This window comes from Laspinema olomoucense D3b (genome assembly GCF_025370785.1).
GTDB lineage: Bacteria > Cyanobacteriota > Cyanobacteriia > Cyanobacteriales > Laspinemataceae > Laspinema > Laspinema olomoucense.
In genome coordinates, this window is record NZ_JAMXFA010000043.1 from 1 (window position 1) to 21,493 (window position 21,493).

The 21,493-nt window shown below is 48.6% G+C and carries 15 protein-coding genes and 1 pseudogene; 10 read left to right on the top strand and 6 right to left on the bottom strand.

What is annotated here, in order from left to right:
- Nucleotides 1-329 precede the first annotated feature (329 nt).
- The 3 genes and pseudogenes from NG792_RS29015 to recG form a co-directional block, all read left to right on the top strand.
- Nucleotides 330-422 (top strand): annotated as a pseudogene (locus tag NG792_RS29015) (RNA-guided endonuclease TnpB family protein); the annotation flags it as partial.
- 103 nt (nucleotides 423-525) lie between these two features.
- Complete coding sequence (locus tag NG792_RS23825) at nucleotides 526-1,392, top strand: hypothetical protein (RefSeq protein WP_261198544.1); 867 nt, start codon at nucleotides 526-528, stop codon at nucleotides 1,390-1,392.
- Between the two features lie 18 nt (nucleotides 1,393-1,410).
- Nucleotides 1,411-3,933 (top strand): ATP-dependent DNA helicase RecG, encoded by a 2,523-nt coding sequence (gene recG / locus NG792_RS23830; protein WP_261237038.1) that lies wholly within the window; start codon nucleotides 1,411-1,413, stop codon nucleotides 3,931-3,933.
- A 53-nt stretch (nucleotides 3,934-3,986) separates the two neighbouring features.
- On the opposite strand, the gene NG792_RS23835 is transcribed toward recG, so the two are convergent.
- The 5 genes from NG792_RS23835 to NG792_RS23855 form a co-directional block, all read right to left on the bottom strand.
- Nucleotides 3,987-7,448: an nSTAND1 domain-containing NTPase gene (locus tag NG792_RS23835; protein ID WP_261237039.1), complete on the bottom strand. Its 3,462-nt coding sequence runs from the start codon at nucleotides 7,446-7,448 to the stop codon at nucleotides 3,987-3,989.
- Nucleotides 7,445-8,800 carry an ATP-binding protein gene (locus tag NG792_RS23840; RefSeq protein ID WP_261237040.1) on the bottom strand — a complete coding sequence of 452 codons (1,356 nt, stop codon included), beginning with the start codon at nucleotides 8,798-8,800 and terminating at the stop codon, nucleotides 7,445-7,447. The genes NG792_RS23835 and NG792_RS23840 overlap by 4 nt, the downstream gene beginning before the upstream one ends.
- Nucleotides 8,801-9,282: 482 nt before the next feature.
- Complete coding sequence (locus NG792_RS23845) at nucleotides 9,283-10,044, bottom strand: phycobilisome rod-core linker polypeptide (RefSeq protein WP_261237041.1); 762 nt, start codon at nucleotides 10,042-10,044, stop codon at nucleotides 9,283-9,285.
- 265 nt (nucleotides 10,045-10,309) lie between these two features.
- On the bottom strand, nucleotides 10,310-10,855 hold the full coding sequence (locus NG792_RS23850; protein WP_261237042.1) for a hypothetical protein: 546 nt from the start codon (nucleotides 10,853-10,855) through the stop codon (nucleotides 10,310-10,312).
- Nucleotides 10,856-10,940: 85 nt separating this feature from the next.
- On the bottom strand, nucleotides 10,941-11,552 hold the full coding sequence (locus NG792_RS23855; RefSeq protein WP_261237043.1) for a phycobiliprotein lyase: 612 nt from the start codon (nucleotides 11,550-11,552) through the stop codon (nucleotides 10,941-10,943).
- Between the two features lie 229 nt (nucleotides 11,553-11,781).
- Here NG792_RS23855 and NG792_RS23860 point away from each other — a divergent pair, with 229 nt between their 5' ends.
- The 6 genes from NG792_RS23860 (at nucleotide 11,782) to NG792_RS23885 (ending at nucleotide 17,404) form a co-directional block, all read left to right on the top strand.
- Nucleotides 11,782-11,952 (top strand): NblA/ycf18 family protein, encoded by a 171-nt coding sequence (locus tag NG792_RS23860; RefSeq protein ID WP_015147507.1) that lies wholly within the window; start codon nucleotides 11,782-11,784, stop codon nucleotides 11,950-11,952.
- A 417-nt stretch (nucleotides 11,953-12,369) separates the two neighbouring features.
- Nucleotides 12,370-13,437, top strand: a complete 1,068-nt coding sequence (gene bioB, locus NG792_RS23865) for a biotin synthase BioB (protein ID WP_261237063.1) — start codon at nucleotides 12,370-12,372, stop codon at nucleotides 13,435-13,437.
- The gene (locus NG792_RS23870) at nucleotides 13,400-13,654 is read left to right on the top strand and encodes a hypothetical protein (protein WP_261237044.1); all 255 of its coding nucleotides are present in this window, start codon (nucleotides 13,400-13,402) and stop codon (nucleotides 13,652-13,654) included. The genes bioB and NG792_RS23870 overlap by 38 nt, the downstream gene beginning before the upstream one ends.
- A 19-nt stretch (nucleotides 13,655-13,673) precedes the next feature.
- A complete protein-coding gene (locus NG792_RS23875; RefSeq protein ID WP_261237064.1) occupies nucleotides 13,674-14,243 on the top strand; it encodes a biotin transporter BioY in 570 nt (189 codons plus the stop codon).
- 86 nt (nucleotides 14,244-14,329) lie between these two features.
- Complete coding sequence (gene lspA / locus NG792_RS23880) at nucleotides 14,330-14,815, top strand: signal peptidase II (RefSeq protein WP_261237045.1); 486 nt, start codon at nucleotides 14,330-14,332, stop codon at nucleotides 14,813-14,815.
- A 333-nt stretch (nucleotides 14,816-15,148) separates the two neighbouring features.
- Complete coding sequence (locus NG792_RS23885; RefSeq protein ID WP_261237046.1) at nucleotides 15,149-17,404, top strand: transglycosylase domain-containing protein; 2,256 nt, start codon at nucleotides 15,149-15,151, stop codon at nucleotides 17,402-17,404.
- 300 nt (nucleotides 17,405-17,704) lie between these two features.
- Here NG792_RS23885 and NG792_RS23890 read toward each other — a convergent pair whose 3' ends face one another.
- Nucleotides 17,705-18,232 carry a DUF937 domain-containing protein gene (locus NG792_RS23890; protein ID WP_261198533.1) on the bottom strand — a complete coding sequence of 176 codons (528 nt, stop codon included), beginning with the start codon at nucleotides 18,230-18,232 and terminating at the stop codon, nucleotides 17,705-17,707.
- Nucleotides 18,233-18,512: 280 nt separating this feature from the next.
- On the opposite strand from NG792_RS23890, the gene NG792_RS23895 reads away from it, so the two are divergent.
- A complete protein-coding gene (locus tag NG792_RS23895; RefSeq protein WP_261237047.1) occupies nucleotides 18,513-21,470 on the top strand; it encodes an S-layer family protein in 2,958 nt (985 codons plus the stop codon).
- The last annotated feature ends 23 nt before the right edge of the window (nucleotides 21,471-21,493 follow it).

Genomic DNA, 21,493 nt, shown 5'->3' on the forward strand with positions numbered 1-21,493 from the left:
CTTGCTTCGCGCTCTTCCCTCCTTCGGCTGATGGACATTTCTTATTTTCCTCTGCCTAGAGTGACAAAAGAGGGATAGGCGGCGTCCTAGAGTTGGAAAAGACTGCTAGAACCAGAGTAGAATTTAATCGCAGATTCGTTGAACATTTCTGGGTAATACGGTAAAATAAAGCGACTAGAGTCGGATGCAGTAATCATCCATTCCAGTTTGGAGCCTTTCTGCTTGCCTTTGAGACTTCCTTTCTTGGTTGCCGAGGTCGGCAAAAAATGAGGCTTTAAAGCTCCAGGTGAAGCATCCAATACAACTCTGTTCGTGTGCTTAGAGAAACTCTAAGCACTTTGCGGGATACCGCCTCTGTTACCTTAACGGGTAATAGTGCTGTCGTAGCATTGTCCGGGAAAACCCGGGAAAATGTCGCGTAAATGTATCAGGCAGGTCAAACCATAGCATGACCTGCCTTCTGTTTTTCTAGCCGCTATCGTTAGAAAAGACCTTATTATTGCTATCGGATCCAAATCACAGGCTATGGCAAGACCCCTCGAACTCATTGACCAGGACATTGCAGAGCTAGAACAGGCAGCGCAAGACCTAGCGGGACAATTTCAGAAGACCTACAGGCATTATTTAACGACCTTGGGACAAGCAGTGCGACAGCAACTGGTCTTAGCGGGCTATCATATTTGCACCCAAGGATATCCCGAGCATTTTCTGGACTTATCCTTATCCCAGAAGCAACAACTGCAATCCCAACTGAGGTTGATCGTCAAGAAAGCAGAAGCTGAGGCGATCGCCCTCGTTGAAGACCCCAACCCCGAAGATAGCCCAGTTGTCCTGATCGTCGAAGGTCTTTCCGAACAGGGAACCCCTCCCGAGGACATTACCCTCGTTGAAGAGGAACAGGAACTCACTCCCCTGGAAGAAATTGCCGACCCCGAAAATTTATCCAATTGGCAAGATCGGATAGAATCGGGAATTGTCCAACTGTTGCAACAAGTCTCCCATGAAACCAACCAGGTCCTGCGCGCTGCTGGAATTGGGTCCAAAAACGTTCCTGCCATGTTGCTAGAAGCCGCCGAAAAACTGCCCAATAGTGAGGCGATCGGAGGGCCACCGAATCTAGTCACCCTGACCCTAGAAGCGCAAGGGACCGACGAGTTACCCCAAATGCCCGGTTTAGCCTCCCTACTCAAAGGGCCGGTTCATATCATGGCCGTTCATTTAAGATTAACCGATCTAGAATTTGCCGACTCCCGGCTGAGTGCATCCCGAGGACAAATTCGCAGCCTCTCGGGACGGCTAAATTCACTCAAACGAGACTATCATCAAAAACAACGAGAACGAGCGATCGCCCAAGCAGAAGCTGCATGGCGTTCAAGCTGGTTTGAAGACTAATCAGGTAGGGGGGAAACCGTGAACGCAGAATCACTAGATTGGGGTCGATTGCAAAAAGCCTTGTCTGTCGAAGCACAACGCGGATTTACTGATGTTGTCGGCAGTCAATATCGCTTTAGCGAATTTCTTCAAATTAGTTTAAAAGACTCCCCTGCCAATCTCGTCTCGGCAGATCTTCGCCGCTGGCAAAGCATAGCCGCAGAATTTGGTCGATATCCAGAACTGAACCTCGAAAAGCGACAAGCCTTAGTGTCAGATACCCGCAGGTTTCTTCTGGATATGGAACGAATTTGTAGCAAAACTCCACTTCCCCAGAATGGCACTGCCCAACAAAACCGACTTGTAGAACAACCTCCCACCTCACCGCTGCGATCGCGCAGCCTCTCCCCCGCAGAAACCCTCTCAACCACCCCCTATAATACCACCCGTTCCACTTCCCCAGTCTCCCTCAACCAAGCCTTAAGTCAAGTTAGCGGCATTGGAACACGCAACGCCGACAAGTTAGCCAAATTAGGGCTTTATACTATCTACGATCTCCTATACAACTTCCCTCGGGACCATATTGATTATGCCCGCCAGGTGAATATCAAAGAACTGGAAGCTGGAGAAACAGTCACTATTATTGGGACAGTCAAACGATGTGATTGCTTTAGCAGTCCGCGCAATCCGAAATTAACTATTTTAAATCTGGTTATTAAAGATAGTACCGGGCAAATTAAACTCAGTCGCTTTTTTGCCGGAAGGCAAAGCAATCGCGGGTGGCAAGAAATTCAAAAGCGAACGTATCCGACAGGTGCAGTGGTTGCCGCATCGGGGTTAGTCAAAAGCAGTAAATATGGCGTCTCCCTGGATAATCCCCAAATTGAAGTGCTGGATGAAAGCGGCACTATTGAATCCCTTAACGTTGGACGAGTTGTCCCCGTTTATGCATTAACCGAAGGGATTACCGCCGATGTTGTGAGAAAAGGGGTACAGAGTGTGATATCCCATGTGGGTTTACTGGGTGACCCTCTGCCGGATAGCCTGCGATCGCGCTATCAACTCATGGGATTGCAGGATGCTGTTTCTCAAATCCACTTTCCGCGCGATCGGGACATCCTCGAAGAAGCGCGTCGCCGCCTCGTCTTCGATGAATTCTTCTACCTGCAACTCGGACTCCTCCATCGTCGCCAAGGGCTTCGAGACACCCAAACCGGCGCAATCTTATCCGGGAAAGGCAAATTAATCAATAAATTTTATAAACTCCTCCCCTTTAAACTCACCCATGCTCAACAGCGAGTCATTGCCGAAATTCTCGAAGACTTGCAAAAACCCAAACCCATGAACCGCCTCGTCCAAGGGGATGTCGGTGCCGGTAAAACCGTCGTTGCCGTCGTTGCCATCTTAGCCGCCATTCAAGCCGGATATCAAGCCGCATTCATGGCACCCACGGAAGTATTAGCCGAACAACATTATAAAAAATTAGTCAGTTGGTTTAACCTCCTGCATCTCCCCGTCGAACTCCTCACCGGGTCCACAAAAACGGCCAAACGCAAACAAATTCTCCCCCAATTAGAAACCGGAGAATTACCCGTTTTAGTCGGGACCCATGCCTTAATTCAAGACCCGGTAAACTTCCACAAACTGGGACTAATCGTCATCGATGAACAGCATCGATTTGGAGTAGGACAACGGGCGAAACTGCAACAAAAAGGGGAAGATCCTCATGTTTTAACCATGACCGCCACTCCCATTCCCCGAACCCTGGCACTTACCTTACATGGGGATTTAGATGTCAGTCAAATCGATGAATTGCCACCGGGAAGACAAGCGATTCAAACCACGATTTTCTCGGGGAAAGAACGCACCCATGCTTATGATTTAATCAAGCGGGAAGTGGTGCAAGGACGGCAAGTTTATGTGGTGTTGCCATTAGTGGAAGAATCGGAGAAATTAGATTTAAAATCGGCAATAGAAGAATATCAAAGACTGCAAGAGGTGATTTTCCCAGAATTTAAAGTGGGATTGCTGCATGGCAGGATGAGTTCAGCAGAAAAAGAAGAGGCGATCGGACTATTTCGCGATGGATATACCCAAATCTTAGTCTCTACCACCGTAGTTGAGGTGGGGGTAGACGTTCCTAATGCCACCGTCATGCTCATCGAAAATGCCGAACGATTTGGATTATCACAATTGCACCAATTGCGAGGAAGAGTTGGACGGGGTGCAGAGAAATCCTATTGTATCTTAATGACCCATCCCAAAGCCACTACCGATGCGCGCGATCGCCTCAACGTCATGGAACAATCACAAGATGGGTTTTTCATCGCTGAAATGGATATGAGATTGCGCGGACCCGGAGAAGTCATGGGAACGAAACAATCGGGACTCCCTGATTTTGTCTTAGCGAGTTTAGTTGAGGATAAAGAAATATTAATTTTAGCGAGGGATGCAGCAGAAAAAGTTATTAAGAAAGACCCAATCTTGGAAAGATGGCCGGTGTTAAAAAGTGAGTTAGATAAGCGGTATGAGAAGTTGTTAGGCGGGGCGATTTTGACGTAGGAGAAAACAAAGGGGTGAGGAGGGCGATTAAGCCCTCTTCCCCTCATCCCAGATTACGGATTTTCCGGCCAACAGCGATCCAGTAACTCCTGAATTTGCAATTTGCGTCCTTTACTGTCTTGTGGCGGCGTTTCAAATACGGCTAATCCGTGAAAAATAGGGAGATGACCCAAGGGCGGATTCTCAAAATTGGGTCTAGCATAACCCAGATAGAACCAGCGATTTGTTGTATCATTAAATCGTTCTTCAACTAACCATTTAGAATTTAACTGTTTCCATCCGACGCGATCATACATGGTTTCCCAATTTTTTCCGGTTTCTTGATAAATTTTGTTCTGAACACTCACTCCCAAGGTCCCCCCACTCGCAGCAACCCACAAATCATCAATGAGTGTTAATTCTTGACAAGAGAACTGTTTATACTCATCAGGATTGAAATATCCTTGCTTTTCAGATTCGGGACCTGCTATCGAAAGGAGTAATTCATAAGTCTCCTTATCCGCTTTTTCCCATTCCCTGTTTGCTAAATGTTCCTGGAGAATACTATAGTCAAAGGGGGTTTGGGAGTCTGCAATTAAAGTAGACAAGACTCGACGGACGCTTACCGGATCGCGATTCCGAGCAAAAGTGATAACTGTTCTTTTTTCAGCTTCTAATTTAATGGTCAACTCTTCTAAGCGTTGTGCATTTTCTACCGCTTGATTTTTTTGAGCTTCGAGTTGTTGATTAACTTGTTCTCTCTCATCCTGTTGGGTTTTTAAATCCGCAGCTAATTGACGAGATTGAACGGCTAAAACCACTGCACCACCAGCTAAAATAGCTAAACCGATGCCAGCGGCAAAGGTGGCTTTAAGCTGCCGTTTTAATACTAAATTTAACTGGCGATCGCTTTGTTCCTTTTCAGCTTGAGCCTTTTTCAAATCCTCCTTAAGTTTAGCGATGTTTTCCTCATTTTTCGCACGCACAAAAGACACCAAATAGTCATGAACTAATTGATATCGATTCGCCGGAGATTCAGGTAACATAAATACCAGACCTGACTTAACAAATACATAAAGTATTAAATTCAACCGCTCAGGTTCATCCAGCAAATTAGTCGTTAATCCTTTCAAGTCCGTTTCCAAGTCGGCCCGAGTTTTGAGAGGACGAGTATAATTTTCATCGGTGAGCAAATATAAAATCAGTTCAGCAAACTCTTTATTTTCCTTGCCACAATCTCGGACCACTTCTTCTAAATATCGGTGGACCAGTTGTTCTTTCGGGTTAGGTGCAAGTTGCCGATATTCTGCCAAGGTTGTCATATTATCGCTTTGTAGTTGTGCACCGACAATCTGCAACTCAATGGGACGGACTGCTTTTAACTTATTAGCTAAATCTGTGACAACTGCCTCGATTAATCGGCCTTCTAAAGGGAAATGCGCCCGATCGCTCAAACTGCGAATAATGTCCACCGCATCTGCCGGTAAAAAATTTCCGACGGCATATAGCGTATTCTTACTCAGGATATCCGAGTTGATTGCCTCAAATCCAGGTTGGGAATTATAGTGCAACAAATAATGAATATAATCCTCTCGGAGAGAGAGTACCACCTTAACAAAAGGAATCTGAAAACAACTCGCCAAAAACTCAAAGAATTTCTGGCGCTTTTCGGATTCCTTACAAACAAAGAAAAACTCTTCAAATTGATCGAAAATCAGTACGGTTAGCAGGTGATTCGATTCATTTTGACGCAACTGTTCCAGGACCCTATCCACCGTATCAGGAATGGCGTCAATCTGCATCCCTCGTTGTGCCAGGGCCTCACGCAGTAATTGACCCAAGGTTTTCACCCAATCCGTGTATAGGCGTTGGGAAACGGGTAATATATCCCGATCGCCAATCCCAGTTTGTTTCAATGCTGGCAGCAATCCCGCTTGCACCAGAGAACTTTTCCCCACCCCCGAAGGACCGTGAATCACCGTTAATTTGTATTGGGTACTGCCGATCCGTTGGATTAACCGTTCTAGATCCTTTTGTCGTCCCGAGGCGAGAATTTCTCGGGCTACACTTCCGGGAGACTCCATTGGCATCGGTTGCGATCGCGCTTGTCGTTGCGGTTCCAACCGTCCTGCACCAATGAACGCCCGCAACCCAAATTGCTGCTCAATTGAGAGTCGTTCTTGCTTGCGATCAAATGCGGACACATACTGCGATTGCTTGTAATATAGCGATCGTAACTCCTCCAAAATTTCAATATATAAATGTGGATTATCCGCCGGGTCACCCTTTACCGCCTCTTCCAAACGATCGTGGGCCTCCTCTTCTTCCCCTAACTGCCGCAAACTTCGCGCCAACAGCAGCAAATATAATCCCTGGTGCTGTTGTCCTTGTTGGGTGTTGGTGACTAAAATTTCTAGGGCCTTTTCGGCGAGTTCTTTCGCATGGTCCCAGTTCTGCTGATGTAGGGCAACTTGTGCTAAAAATCCATAATCTCGCGCCAACTGCACGGTATTCCCTGATGTTTGGTGTAATTTTATCGCACTTTGCGCCAGTTTTTGCAAACTGGCATAATCATTCAACTGCCGGAAGGTTTCCCCAAGCTGACCGATAAATTGGGCTACTAAGTCCGGTCTTCCTGCTGCATCGAAGGAATCTAGGCACTGTTGAAACACCGACTGTGCTTGCTTCCAGCAGAGCTCACTATTGCCTCGATCCAGTTCTGCCGTGCGAGCGTAACACAATCCGATATGATAAAGAACTGCTGCGGCCCGTTCCTGAGCCCCTTTGGCATCTTGTTGTTGCCACAATTGCAAACTGTGCTGATAGTAATTTAACGCCTCATCTATGCGATCGCACGTATAAGCCTCGCGCCCCCAGACGAACGGCAAAGTCGCGGCTAAGGTAGGATTCAAGGGCTGACGAGCTTTTTCCAAATCCTGCAAAGCTAAGGTCATCTCAAACGGATAGCGCTTGCGAAAAATCTCCTTATTGGCCACAAAACGTTGATTGCCCGCAGCAAATACCTCCACAAACAGGCGATCGGTCTCTTCTGTCAGCGCGGCTAACAAATCCTCTGGTGCGATCGCAAATTCACTCAAACTCGCCCAACTTTCAAAATCCGGGGCTAACCGCGTCAACTGAACTGATACCTCATCATTGATCCAAAAAATGACGGGAAAGGGGCAGTTTTTTCTAAATTCCTCTCTCACCTGGTTGAGAGAAGTCAGCACCACATCTAAGGCAGCCGCTGATTCCAAACCAAAAATCATCACAGCATCCGGAATTTCATCACCGAGGCGCTCTCTCAAACTGGAATATACTTGTTTTACCGTCGGTTCTAGGACAATCTCCCGGATATTTAAGGTACATTGTTCTCGCAGTTGTTGCACCAGGACATCACGCAACGTCCCATAATTACACCGGACCAACATCAGCTTAAATTGCCCTCGGGACATTTCCACCGCCCAGATCAGTTCGGCCAACGCCTGCTGATTTTGATTGATGGCATCCCCCTCAACGATGATAGTTTCACTCATGAAAGCAACTCCTTCGCTTCTGCCAACAGGGGATTAACATCAAACCAAGACTCGGACGCATCTCGATACTCGTAAACGAACATACTGCGAATTAAGGTCTGATATCCATCATCACCGGCCACCTTTTTCTCCTCTCTCACCCGCCGCAATAATTTCCACTCCGCATCGGTTACCGCTAAAATCCGGGCATTGCGATAGAGGGAAATTACATCCTCTAGGGTTTTGCCAGTCAGGGGCAATTGCCGTTGTTTTTTAATCCCATCGTTGAGCATTCGCAGCACATTCCGTACATGACCCCCACTGACTCGGCATAAACGATCAAGGGTCTGGTGGTTCTCAAAAATGACGGTCATTTTTTCCAGGCGCTGTTCGGGGGTGAGATCCGGAAAAGCTCGGGCGAGGAGCATTTGGCGCAGGAGGTTCATGCCTTCCGTATGTTCACTGCCATCTCGGGATTGGACTGGCACCATCGGCAGAACATGGGGTTCAACGATAAAGCGCTCAATCAGGGTCCCGAAGTCATTGGAGAATCGTAAGGCGAGGGGAATCGTATAAACCAGGTGGCAGTGGAGCGCTCGCAACTGTTCACCGCGATCGACAAATAGGTATTCTTGTTGGGGGCGTCCCCAAGGTTTGGGGGAACTATCCACCTTGTCCAGATTATCGACGATCGCCACCAGTCCTTTTTTGCCCTGCTGCTTCAGCTTGGCGATCGCCGGTTCGAGCAATTCTTTATTAATCGCCTCAATAATCCCATTGGTTTGGGGTTCCAGATATCCTCTTAATTTACTGCGCAGATCGGGACTGGCTTTCACCTTAGCAGTAATTTTGGCAATCCCCATTGCGACAACCGTCACCCCTTCCTGATTGGCGGTGATTTGAGCTGGACCTATCGTGCCGCCTACTTCATCTAATTTAATTTCTGTTTGTAACAGTTTCGCCGCCCCTTGGAGGATGCTTTTCAGGCGTTTGGGTTCTTCTAGGGTGAGGCGATCGAGACTTTCACTGACTCGTTTGGCGATCGCCAACAAAATATCCCCCACATCCACGTCGCCCATTTCCAAGTCTTTAGACGACTCGAAATAGACCACGTGAAAGCCCTCCCGTTCTAACTCCGCCTTGAGACGCAATAACTCCGTGGACTTCCCGCAGCCGATATGTCCTGTGAACAATTGGCAGGTGGGTTCTTCTGGGGACCAGAGGGTAATATTATCCCTTAAATCCTCAATAATTTGGCCCCCGCGCACGGAGGAAAAATCAATATAATATTGCTGATCCAGTTCCGAATCTTCGACAAACAGAGTCTTACTCGGATTTGTAGCATCAAAGAATTGCTTTAAATCAACCATCATAATGCTGGCCCTGTTAATGAGGGATAAAACCCGCCTGATGGGGGTTAGGGGCTAGATGCCGACCTGATGGTTATTTTCAGCTTGAGATCTGAGTCTTCGGGACAGTTTAAATAAGATTAATGCAAACTGTTTTATGCTTCTGTCTTACTCTCTTCAAACTGCAATTGTCAAGAGATAAATTAATAAGTTTTAATAAAAATAAGCGGAGTGAATACACTTATAAAAAGTAGTGTTTAAATGAGATATTGTAGAAAATCGAGACAGGGTAAAGACTTTACAAACCAGTAACCCAAACAACTGCCTCAAGTGAAATGTGAAGAAAGGATAAAGCCCTGAAACGGGTCTCCTCAGCCCTAAAACAGTTAGGGGCCAAAGACTAAGAACTATGGGTTCGCATCAATAGGGCTTACCACAACTTCCCAGACTCTAGCCCCTAACTTCAGGGTTGAGGCAACTACATTGCTAAAGAGAGCAAAATGTAATTACTTCTTACGGGGAACCAACGCTTCGTAATTCATATTGAACGTAGAAACGCGGGTCGGGGGGTTACCTTTCCCGTTGTTCAGGTTACGAGCCATATCCATATAGAGGGACGGATCCCCTGCGCGAGCCACCTTGTCTTGGGGAACGTAGCGACGCACTTGGCTTTGCCAGATGATTTGTGGGAAGCCCAACTGAGCGCGATGGTATTCGCCATAACGGGGGGTCTTCAGGTTAAAGGGAGTTTCACCTTTAGCCTGTTGGGGTAGAATCCGGCGACGCTGATAAGGAACCGTGTTGTAACCAAAGCTGTTCAGGTATTCTTCGCTATCGAGTACGGCATCGATAAAGCCTTGGACACCCTTAGTCGCGATCACGATAGACCATGCAATTTTTTCGCGTTCGTTGTAAACGTCGCGTCCTAAAATGCGTTGGACGCAAATTTCGGCGAAACGGTAGTTGCTGTTGGTCTCGTAGTTGAGCCGAATGAAGGCATCCGAGGTAGCCAAAGCGCGAATGAAATCACGAACTGTGATTTGACCATATCTCAGTTGAGATTCCGCGAAGGTTTGGCGGTTGCTCTTGAGGATTTGGTGTTCGCTGAACACTTGGCGGTAGCTGGCCCAAATTACCTCATCCATCTCGGTAGGAGAGGGGAGGTTTTCGGTGGTATAGATTTTGGGTTGCTCATCGCTTCCCACTTCATATCCAGCAACCCGCTGGTTTTGGCTCTTAGGAGCGTACTGTAACAAAGGTAATGCCACGTCAGAATCTCCGTAAGTTCAAATTTTAACTTCTGCTTTCAGTGGCAGATGCAGCGAATTGGCCCTTAAGGTATGGGAACCCCCTAGAAAAACCGATATGGTCTGTTCTAGAGATGGCTTGAACCCGTAGCGCTCAACGGTCACTGCTACCGACTGACTGCCGATTTCAATAAATAGACATCCTTCAGATTACGGGATGACGGTCAGATCAGTTTCATTTTTCTCACCGAACGCAACAATCTGTAATATTTCGCCACAAAAAGTATTATCCGTTACCTCGCCAAAAGGCTAGGGGTTCAGCGGTAGCGTTACAGTGTGGCCAATTTCTTAACATCTGATCCATTGCCCTCTCATCCATTCCCGTAGCATTGGGGGGTTCGAGTCCCAGTCCCAAACACAGATGGGTTAGGACCTCCAGGAGTCGGGCGTCATGTCCAGGGCAGCTCAAATAGGCATGAGCATATTCATGGACGACAATGCTTAACCAGTCTTGGGGTGCAGTCCGACCCACATCAATGACGATCGCCACCGGATCCACCAGGATATTGCAGAGGGCATCTATCCCGTATTCCGGGGCGATCGGCGCGGCAAAAATGACTATCTTTCGCCGTTCAGAAGCGGGAAAACACTGATGGCAGGCTTCCAAATACTCCCCCAGTTGTTGGTTAATCGTTTCGATATGCTCTCCAATCCAGCTACAAACTTGGATCCGCTGGATAATATCCTCACCGGACCAAATGGTACTCGGGTCGATCGCAATCTGACGCACCGCATTGAGATAATCAGACCCCCGGACTAGGGGGTCGGACATGATGGGGGGGATGGGGGAGGTGGGGGGGATAGGGGGGATAGGGGGGATGGGGGAGCCTTCAAGACTCCCTGGGTCTTCCTTTTGATTACCAGCCGAAGGCGGATTGGAATTGGGGGGTGGTTCGGGCATTCTTGTCAGAGTCAGAGGGGGAATCACTGGTACCTGAGTTGGATTCGACCTGGATCCGGCTTTCGCTACAGAATGAAGCCGTACTGAACCCCCCAAACCGGGTGACGGTACTCGTCCGCAGTCGCAGGTCCGGGCTGGCAAACCAGAACCGTTCGACAACACTCATGGTTTCATATTCCGTCACTAGAATCAGACCTTCTTCGTCATCCATTTCATATAGACCCGCTACGGGTACTATCTCGGCATAACCCCGCTCTCTGAGGAGTTTTCCAGCTTTGGGGTTATCCTCTTCCGGGACCAAGGCAAAGACGGTGGAACCCGAGTGATTTTCATCATTCTGGTCCCATTCCATTGAACCCGCCCAGGTGACAAAGGCTCCACCGACTGCACGTTGCGGATCGATTTGATGTAACTCGCAGATTTCTACAACTTGGGGATGATCTTTATCTAAGGTTTCCACCCGGATTTCTGAATCTCCTAGTTCGGCTCGTCGAAAAGCAAGGTGATGGGTCGTGCGCTGCGATCGCCACTTCCCTGCACTCCGGCGAAAAAACTCCATTGCGTCCATTAGGCTTATCTCCGTTGGCTGATGTTTCGGCGCTTTTTCCCTTCTATAATAAGGCTTACAGGGCTTTGATAAACTTTTGTAGCAGAAATTAATCTCAAAATGTACGTTTTGGACATTTTGTCAAGCAAACTTAATGATACTTTACAATTAGCGGGACCAAACCAAACGGATCACCCGTCTATTCCGGTAGTAAATAAAAATAACCAACGAAACCACCAGGAGCAAACCAATGGATATGCCAACAAATTTGAGCTTGGAACAAGAATTTAAACTCCAACTCTTGAAAGAACAAGTCCGGGGCCTAACTCAAGAGCAAGCCCAGGAATATTTACTCGAAGTCCTGCGGCAAAATATGGTCAAGGACAATATGTTCAAATACCTGCTCAAAAAGTCAGCGTAGTGCAGAGCATCAGCGGGGAAAGTCCCCTTTTTACCAAGGTTCTGACTCTTTCAGGGCCTAATTCACCTGTCATTTTACCGGCAACACCCGGGTGATCGCCAAATTCAACAGAATATCTTCCAGTTAATTATTAAACCTTGAGAGTTTCCCTAGGGAGGTGAGGTTGCACTTCATTATTTTTTCTTCCACACCGCTTGTCCCCTGGCCGTAATTTACCTTAATTTGTCAGAGGTTATGGTGACCACCCTAATCATTAATTGGTCACGCCTAAAAATAGTGCCTTAACCCATAATTGCCAAAATCCACTCGAAAACGGTAAAGCCCCGATGGTAAAATGCCAGAACTTCAGGAACTGTCATAGAAGGGCTGAAAGTGGTTCAAGCACCCGTATCCAAAATTTCCCATCCATCCGCAGCAGTGGCCGAGAATGACGCCGCCAGAGGGACAACCGAAACCCTGGGCGAGTCGCTCAAGCAATTGGCCGATCGCATTATTGCTGGGCATCGCCTCACCCGAGAAGAAGCGATCGCCCTGACTCAAATTGAAGGTCAAGACTCCATCCTGCTGCTGTGCGAAGCCGCAGATGCCGTCCGTCAAGCCTGCTGCGGTAATACCGTTGATTTATGTAGCATTATTAACGTCAAATCCGGCAATTGCTCGGAGAACTGTGGCTTTTGCTCCCAATCCGTGCATCATCCCGGCACCGATTCGCCTGTTTATGGACTCAAACCCCGGGACGAAATTCTCGCCCAAGCCAAAGCCGCAGAATCCGCTGGCGCCAGCCGGTTTTGCCTCGTGTCCCAAGGCAGAGGACCCAAATACAGCAGTCCCAAATCAAAAGAATTTGAAGAGATCCTGGCAACGGTCCGCCAGATTATTGAGGAGACCAACGTCAAACCCTGCTGTGCCTTGGGTGAAGTGACGCCAGAACAAGCTAAAGCCTTAGCCGAAGCTGGGGTGACGCGCTATAACCATAACTTAGAATCCTCGGAAAACTTTTACCCAGAAATTGTCACAACCCATACTTGGGGCGATCGCGTCGCCACTATCAAAAATCTCAAAGCCGCAGGCATCCAAGCCTGTAGTGGAGGGATTATTGGCATGGGAGAAAGCTGGGAAGACCGGATTGATTTAGCCTTAGCGGCGCGGGAATTGGAAGTGGAATCTGTCCCCCTCAACTTGCTCAATCCCCGGTCCGATACGCCTTTAGGCAATCTACCCAAACTTGATCCCTACGAAGCCTTAAAAGCGATCGCCATCTTCCGCCTCATCCTCCCCGAGCAAATTATTCGTTATGCTGGAGGACGAGAATCGGTCATGGGCGAACTCCAACATTTAGGACTCAAAGCAGGCATCAACGCCATGTTAATCGGTCACTACCTGACCACCCTGGGCCAACCCCCCGACCAAGACCGTGCCATGCTCGAAGAATTGGGACTACAAGGCAATGAAGCCCCAGTCCCCAAGGGAAAGACTGACGATTAGGGAGGATGGGGAGGATGGGGAGGATGGGGAGGATGGGGAGGATGGGGAAGATGGGGAGGATGGGGAGGATGGGGAGGATGGGGAGGATACGCAATTTTGTAGTCATGACTTCAGTCGTTTCCTCCCCCACCTCCCCTATCTCCCCCACCTCCCCCATCTCCCCCATCTCGATGGCGGTCTCCCCCATCTCCCCCATCCAACGACCAATGACCAATGACCAATGACCAATGACCACCGTGTCTGCTCCACTTGAACTGATATGGGCTTTGATTGGCCTATTGCTTACCATTGGTGGCACTTTTTTAGAAGCCTCAATTGCTAGTCCTTCCTGGAATGGAATCCAGGCGGGTATCCCGATCCATTCCCTGGGAGTCACCTATCAAATCGGAGCTGTTCTCCTGGTGGGATGTCTGGGGGGGAAAAATGCCGGTGCCTTGTCTCAAATTGCATATCTGGCTCTGGGATTGATGTGGCTGCCGGTGTTTACCGAAGGCGGTGGACTGGACTACATCAAACAGCCGACTTTTGGCTATTTACTGGGGTTCATTCCTGGGGCCTGGGTTTGTGGTTGGCTGGCCTTTAAAATGGCCCTACGGCTAGAAAGTTTAGCCTTTAGCTGTGTTTGTGGTTTACTCAGCGTTCATGCGATCGGCCTGATTTACCTGGCGATTAACTTACTCTCGGATGCTCAAACCCTAATCGATGGAGTGTTCAAATATTCCGTTTATCCCTTACCCGGACAATTAGCGGTGGTTTGTGCCGTCACTGTCTTGGCGTTCATCCTGCGAAGACTCATGTTTTATTGAACGGTCAGTTGTTAGCTGTCCCTGACTTTTAGCAGAAAGCACAGAAGATCGGTAACGCTTGTCCTATTGACTCTCCACTGTTGGTAATGAAATTCAAAAACAACTCGCTATTCTGGATTGCTGGTGCTATTAGTGTAATTTTCGACCAACTGACTAAATATTGGGTCGTACAAAATTTTGAGTTCCGAGAATCTTGGCCCCTATGGGAAGGGGTCTTTCATTTTACTTATGTGACCAATACGGGAGCAGCCTTTAGTTTGTTTAGCAATAATGGAGCCTGGTTGCGCTGGCTTTCCTTGGCCGTCAGTCTGGGTTTAATGGCATTAGCCTGGTTTGGTCCGAGGATGAACCGATGGGAAGAGGTGGGATTTGGCTTGATTTTAGGCGGTGCCGTCGGGAATGGGATTGACCGATTTATGTTAGGTGAAGTGACTGATTTTTTGGATTTTCGCTTAATTAATTTTCCGGTTTTTAATGTAGCGGATGTCTCAATTAATATTGGGATTATTTGCCTGTTGATTGTGATGTTCCGACCCTCTCCACCTCGGAATGAGGGGCCTAAAAACCCTTGAGTGAGGGATTAAGGGGAAGGGAAGGGTGATGGACCTCCGATCCGGCACAGAAAACCTAAAATAGAAAAAAGATGATTTGTCCCAAACAGGGGTCTAACTGGGAACTCGCACCCTTGGGGCCGATCGCCCCCAAGGTTCGGGAAAAGCCCGTGCCTGAGTTGTTGTTGCCTTCACCTTCTCTAAGCCGTAGGTACAGTAACGGTCAGACAACCGGGCTTTCTTTACACAATCTATGTTTGCTTGGCAACAAATTAACTAGAGAAACCCGGTAACAGTTCTATGTTTGATTCAATATTGTCCTTGGTTATCGATTAAGCGCGCAACTATAGCATAATGAGTCCACCGCAGCCCCCCCAACAGCCCAAAACTCTCTTAGGTACGATTACCCAAGTGACCCAGACGGTTTTGGCAAAGGTTCATTTTTCCCGAGTGGCCCTCAAACCGAATGCCAGAGTGCCAGAACTTTGGGTTCAAGATGCGGGTATCCCAAAACCCGAGGTTTATCCCCTGTTGGGCGATCGCTATATCATTGGGCGATCGTCCAAAACTAGCGATATTGTGGTCCGCAATCCCGTGGTGAGTCAAATTCATGCCTCCCTCTCCCGGGATACCAATCGTCGCAATACTCCCTTCTATCTCAAAGACGAAAACTCCACCAACGGCATCTATCGCGGTAAGCGTCGCATTACCGCCACCCCCATCCGTCACGGTCAAACCTTTACCCTCGGCCCCCCGGAACTCGCCGATTGCGTTCAGGTCCAGTACATTGACCCGCCCCCCTGGTATGTCCGCGCTGCACGATGGAGCTTTTATACCAGTAGTGGAGTGGCGGGGTTAGTTGCAGTATTTCTCGGGGTGGAATGGCAAAAATTTCAGGTGCGCCCTTTCCCCATTTCTATGCAGGGTCCCGTGGTTGTCTATGCCCGGGACGGATCCACTCCCCTACGTCCGCCCTTTAATAACGCTCACCGGGAACTGAAGCAGTTATCCGAATTTTCTCCCTACCTATCTAATGCCCTCGTTGCTTCAGAAGATAGTCGTTATTATTGGCATTTTGGGGTTGATCCAATTGGGACCCTGCGGGCTTTGAGTGTGAATTTACGCGGAGGCAGTCTCCAAGGGGGCAGCACCCTCACCCAACAACTCGCCCGCAGTTTGTTTCGGGATTATGTGGGAACGGAAGACTCGGCGGGTCGCAAGATTCGCGAGGCGATCGTCTCTTTAAAATTAGAAACCTTTTATAACAAAAATGAGCTGCTGTTAACTTACTTAAACCGCGTTTATTTAGGCATTGACCTCTATGGGTTTGAAGATGCCGCCCGGTTTTATTTTGCTAAGTCTGCTGCGGATTTGACGTTATCGGAAGCGGCAACTTTGGTGGGGATTTTGCCTGCACCGAATGCCTTTAATCCGGTGCAAAATTATCAACTCGCGGTGAAATACCGCGATGGGGTAATTTATCGGATGCGGCGGTTAGGGATGGTGACTCAGGAAGAGGCCGATCGCGCAAGGCGATCGCGCATTGAAATTAACCCCCGCGCCGTGGAAATTCTCGGCAGTACGATCGCCCCCTATTTCTACAGTCATGTTTTTGCCGAACTCGAAGAATTATTAGGGGAACAACTGGCGCGAGAAGGGAATTTTATTGTGGAAACTTCCCTAGACCCAGCGATTCAAACCGAGTCAGAAAAGGCGTTACAAAATACGGTGCAGACGAACGGTGCGCAATTTGGCTTCTCCCAAGGCGCAGTCGTCACCCTGGATTCCAGCAGTGGGGAAATTTTAGCCCTGACTGGGGGGGTCGATTATCGCGAAAGTCAGTTTAATCGCGCTACTCAAGCGTTACGTCAACCGGGTTCGACCTTTAAGGTGTTTGCTTATGGTGCGGCCCTCGATCGCGGAATCTCCCCAGGTCAGACTTTTTCCTGTGAACCTTTCAGTTGGTCGGGGCAAACTTATAGTGGGTGCGAACGCAGTAGCGGTTCCATTGATATGTATCAAGGCATGGCGCAATCGGAAAATTCCGTTGCTTTGCGAATTGCCCGAGATGCGGGGTTAGAGCAGGTGGTACAAATGGCCCGTCGTCTGGGGATTCAGTCGGAACTTAAGGCGGTTCCGGGGTTGGTACTCGGTCAAAGTGAGGTGACGGTCCTGGAGTTGACCGGCGCTTTTGGGGCGATCGCTAATCGGGGAGTTCGCAACCGTCCTCATGCGATTCAGCGGATTTTTGATACCAGTGATTGCAGCGATCGCGATGACTTGAGTACCTGCCGGGTGATTTACGATTATCAAAGCGATCGCACTGCTAATCAAGATGTTCTCTCTGGAGAAGTCTCGGATACTCTCACTGTTTTATTACAAGGGGTGATTCGCGGCGGGACCGGCAGCAATGCTTCCCTCGGGTTGGATGAAGCTGGGAAAACAGGGACGACTAACGATAATGTAGACCTGTGGTTTGTGGGTTATGTCCCCTCGTCCGAATTAGTGACTGGAGTTTGGTTGGGAAATGATGATAATACTCCCACTTCCGGAAGTAGCGCTCAAGCGGCCCAGCTATGGCGGGATTATATGCGTCAAATCGTTCCTTAATCTGTCAAAGTTTTGGGGAGTTTAGGTTGACCTGAGATTGAACAATGAGGCCGCCTAAATATTTTTCTCTGTTAAGGAAAATATTTATTTTTGTGTTATTATAGACTATAATGGGAATAGTGACTAAAATTTTAAAATCGCCAATATTCCCATTATAATAGAATTTTAACAAAAGTCAAGAAAAAGCGCAAGACATTTGAAAAAAAAGTCGCCAAAATTTCAAATGGCAACTTTAAAATTTTTGTTTTAAATTAGGAGAAGGAGTTTACCGAATGGAAGCCCCCTCAAGATAATAGAGGATCAAGGATTCGTTAAAAACCGACTGGCTAATTGAATAGCATCACCGATATTCACATCCCCATCATTATTGGCATCTAAAAATTGATTGAGAACAGGATTAGAACCCGTTTGAGGATTTTCAGAACTGGCCCCGGTTTGTAGCAATTGGAGAACAACCGGGATTAACAGAGGGAGCATGGATTGGATTTGTTGGGGATCTAAGCCCGTGCGGGAGGCGATCGCAGAAATCATGGCATTGAGTTGAGGGATTGAAAACAAGGCAGCGATCGCAGCCGAATTAGCACTCGTTCCACTAAACTGATTAACCAAAGCCTGGACCGAATTATCCCCGCCAGTTGCCCGTTTTTCCTGTAAAGAAGACCGGACAAAATGGCTGACAATTGATAGCATAGATTGAGTCGTTCCGGGGTCGGTATGGTAAGTCTGACTCAGTTGTTGGACTGCATTGATCACACCGCCAAGTTGATTGGTACTGGCTTCTTGGTTAGGATTACTGATCGCACTCACGATTTGGTTAAATAGTTCCATGAATTGTGACTCCAAAAGAGTTGAACAAAAAATCGAGAAACCAATGGCAGCAAGCCGCCAGGTAGGTCACTCTACTATTACGATAGTCGAAATCAGGCAGATTGGCTGGCCGAGGAAAAAGGGCCGTTGAAAACCTTGGGGTGTCCCGAATAAAGGAAGGTAGACCACACTAGGGTGCTCAGTCAAAGGCGCGATCGCCACCCAGGGGAAAAGAGCGCAGGGAATTCCCCAGCTCCCATTCCCAGTGTTACATTGTAGGCAATCACTATGCGGAAGAACTATGAATTATCTCTCAAAGCAAGTAAATCCTAAAGAAGTTGCGGATATTTGGATGAGTAAATTTTGGCTAAATAGGCGAAATGGATTGAGAATTTTGGTTGCGATCGCCTTTGGAAGTTTTTTCTATCCTCTTAGCAGTCCAGCCCAGGCACAAATCTTTCCTGATGGAACACTTCCCAGTCCAAGCGTGGTAACAAATGAAGGGACAATTCAGAGGATTACGGGAGGGACAGAAATGGGAGAAAGCCTCTTCCATAGCTTCCAGGAATTTTCTTTGATGACCGGCAATACCGCCTTGTTTGAAAATTCATTAACCGTAGAAAATATCCTAACTCGAATTACAGGAGTAAACAGTTCCCTCATTGATGGAATCATCCGCGCCAATGGCAGTGCAAATCTGTATTTAATCAATCCCAACGGCATTGTTTTCGGTCCGAATGCTCAACTCAACATCGGAGGTTCATTTTTTGCCAGTACCGCCGAGAGTATAGTCCTAGGAGATGGAACTTTATTTAGTGCGATCGCCCCAGAAGCACCCCCATTGCTGACCCTCAACGTGCCGGTGGGGTTACAATTTGGGGCCAATCCGGGGAACATTGGGGTTCAGTCGCAAGGGGTAAACAGTAGCGGAGAACCCGTGGGATTGCAAGTGTTGCCGGGACAAACTCTGGGACTATTTGGGGGGAACGTGCTCCTAGATGGGGGACAAGTGCGATCGCCCGGAGGACGGATAGAAGTGGGTAGCGTAGGCGGCAATAGCCGGATTAGTCTAACACCGACGGACCGGGGGATGAAGGCGGGATATGAAGGGGTCGAAAGCTTCCAGGATATTCAACTGACGCAACAGAGTGGGATCAACACCAGTGGGGATGGGGGAGGAACCATTCACCTGCAAGGACGGCGAATCGCCGTAGGGGAAGGGTCTCAGGTCCTGGCAGTCAATGTCGGGTCACTTCCGGGGGGATCTCTCAATATCAAAGCCTCTGAAGCCGTCGCCATTACCGGCGCTGACCCGGAGAATTTTACCGCAGTTTTCAGCGATACTCGGGGAGTGGGGACCGGGGGAGACTTGAATATTGAAACGGGACAATTTTTAGTCCAGGGGACCGGATTGGTCTCTGCCAGCACCTTTGGACAAGGGGCCGGGGGAAATCTTATCATAAAAGCCGCCGATTCGATTACCGTGATTGGGGCTGGATTGGAGCCATTACAATTATTGATTGGGGGAGCATTAAGCGGACAACTGCAACCGGAAGATCGCATCGGGGGTTTGGTAATGGGAACCGTGGGAGAAGCACCCACGGGGAATATGACCTTAGAAGCGGGGAATGCGATTGGGTTGTATAATGGCGCATTAATTTATAGACCGACCTTTGGGGATGCGGCAGGGGGTAACCTGCTGATGAGGGCGGGAAATAAGATAGAAGCGATCGCCGCTGGGGTGTTATCCAATACTGCCTTTGGGAGTGGCGGTTCTGCCGGGGATGTTACCATTGAAACTCGCAACCTGATTATCACCGATGGCACTGTGATTTCCAACGGCACCCTGGGGAATGGTCCCGGGGGGAATATTACCGTCAATGCCTCAGAGATGGTGGAAATTAGCGGAACCGTACCAGGAAATATCCTACCGACGGGAATTTTAAATAACACCTTATTTGGGACTGGGACTGGGGGTGACGTGACGATTAAAACTGCCCGGTTAATTAATCGCGGGGGTGGATTGATTACGACCAATAGTGGTGGGGGAAATATTAGCATTGGAGTGGTGCCATTTGGGGGAGTGGGAGGGAATATTACCATTGAAGCGAGTGAGTCAGTGGAGATTTCCGGCGTGTCCCCGGATGGGAAAGTCACCAGTGGTCCGGGGACAACGACATTTAGTGAGAATCCGGCGGGAAATTTAACGATTTCCACTGGGAAGTTAACTATTAGTGAGGGGGCGATCGTGTCCTCAGCGACGTTTAATAGTGGGGATGGGGGAACCCTGACGGTGAATGCTTCAGAAGGGATTGATATTTCCGGACAGTCGCCGATTACCGGATTACCGAGTACCTTAGTTTCCTCTTCCGGACGGGCAGATATTCCGGATTTGGAAGTCACCGGATCTGGGGGAAACTTGCGCGTGAGCACCGGAGAATTAGTGGTTCGGGATGGAGCAACTTTAGATGTGAGGAGTTTTGGGGCAGGGAATGCCGGGACTTTAGAAATTGTCGCCGACGCCGTGCGGGTAGATACTGGGGGGAGTTTGAATGCGGCAACAGTTTCCGGTGCCGGGGGTAACATTCAACTGCGATCGCCCACCCTGCTGTTACAGCGCGGGGGCAATATCACTACTAATGCCGGGAATACCGATGGAGGGAACATTGCGATCGATACCCAAATTTTAACCGCTTTTGATAATAGTGATATTACAGCCAATGCCTTAGCAGGACGAGGGGGACGAGTCAGCATCAGTGCCGAGGGTATCTTTGGTACCGAATTTCGCGAAGCAGACACCCCGCGCAGTGATATTACCGCCACCTCGGACCTGGGACCAGAGTTTAGCGGTACTGTGGAACTGAACACCCCCGATGCAGATTCCAGCTTGGGAGTTGTGCAGCTACAAGATAATTTTGTAAATGCAGATCAACTGATTGCTCAGAACTTCTGTGCCACAGGAGAAGTGAGTAGCTTTACGGTGACGGGACGAGGAGGACTGCCCGACTCTCCCACGGAACTGCTGAATTCTACGGTGATTTTAGATGATTTGCGCCTGGTGCAGAGTGAGGGAACAGCAGTCCAGGGTCAATCCAATCCAGGTGGGGAGATCACGGGAGAGAAAATGGCTCAACCGACTCCCCTGGTAGAAGCGCAAGGCTGGAGTGTTAGCCCAGAGGGGACCGTGGTTTTAGTGGCCCAAGCCCCCCAGGTTACCCCGCTCAGTTCTTGGCTTAAGCAACAGAATTGTGGAGATTAAAAGGGAAATCAATTGGTAGGGGG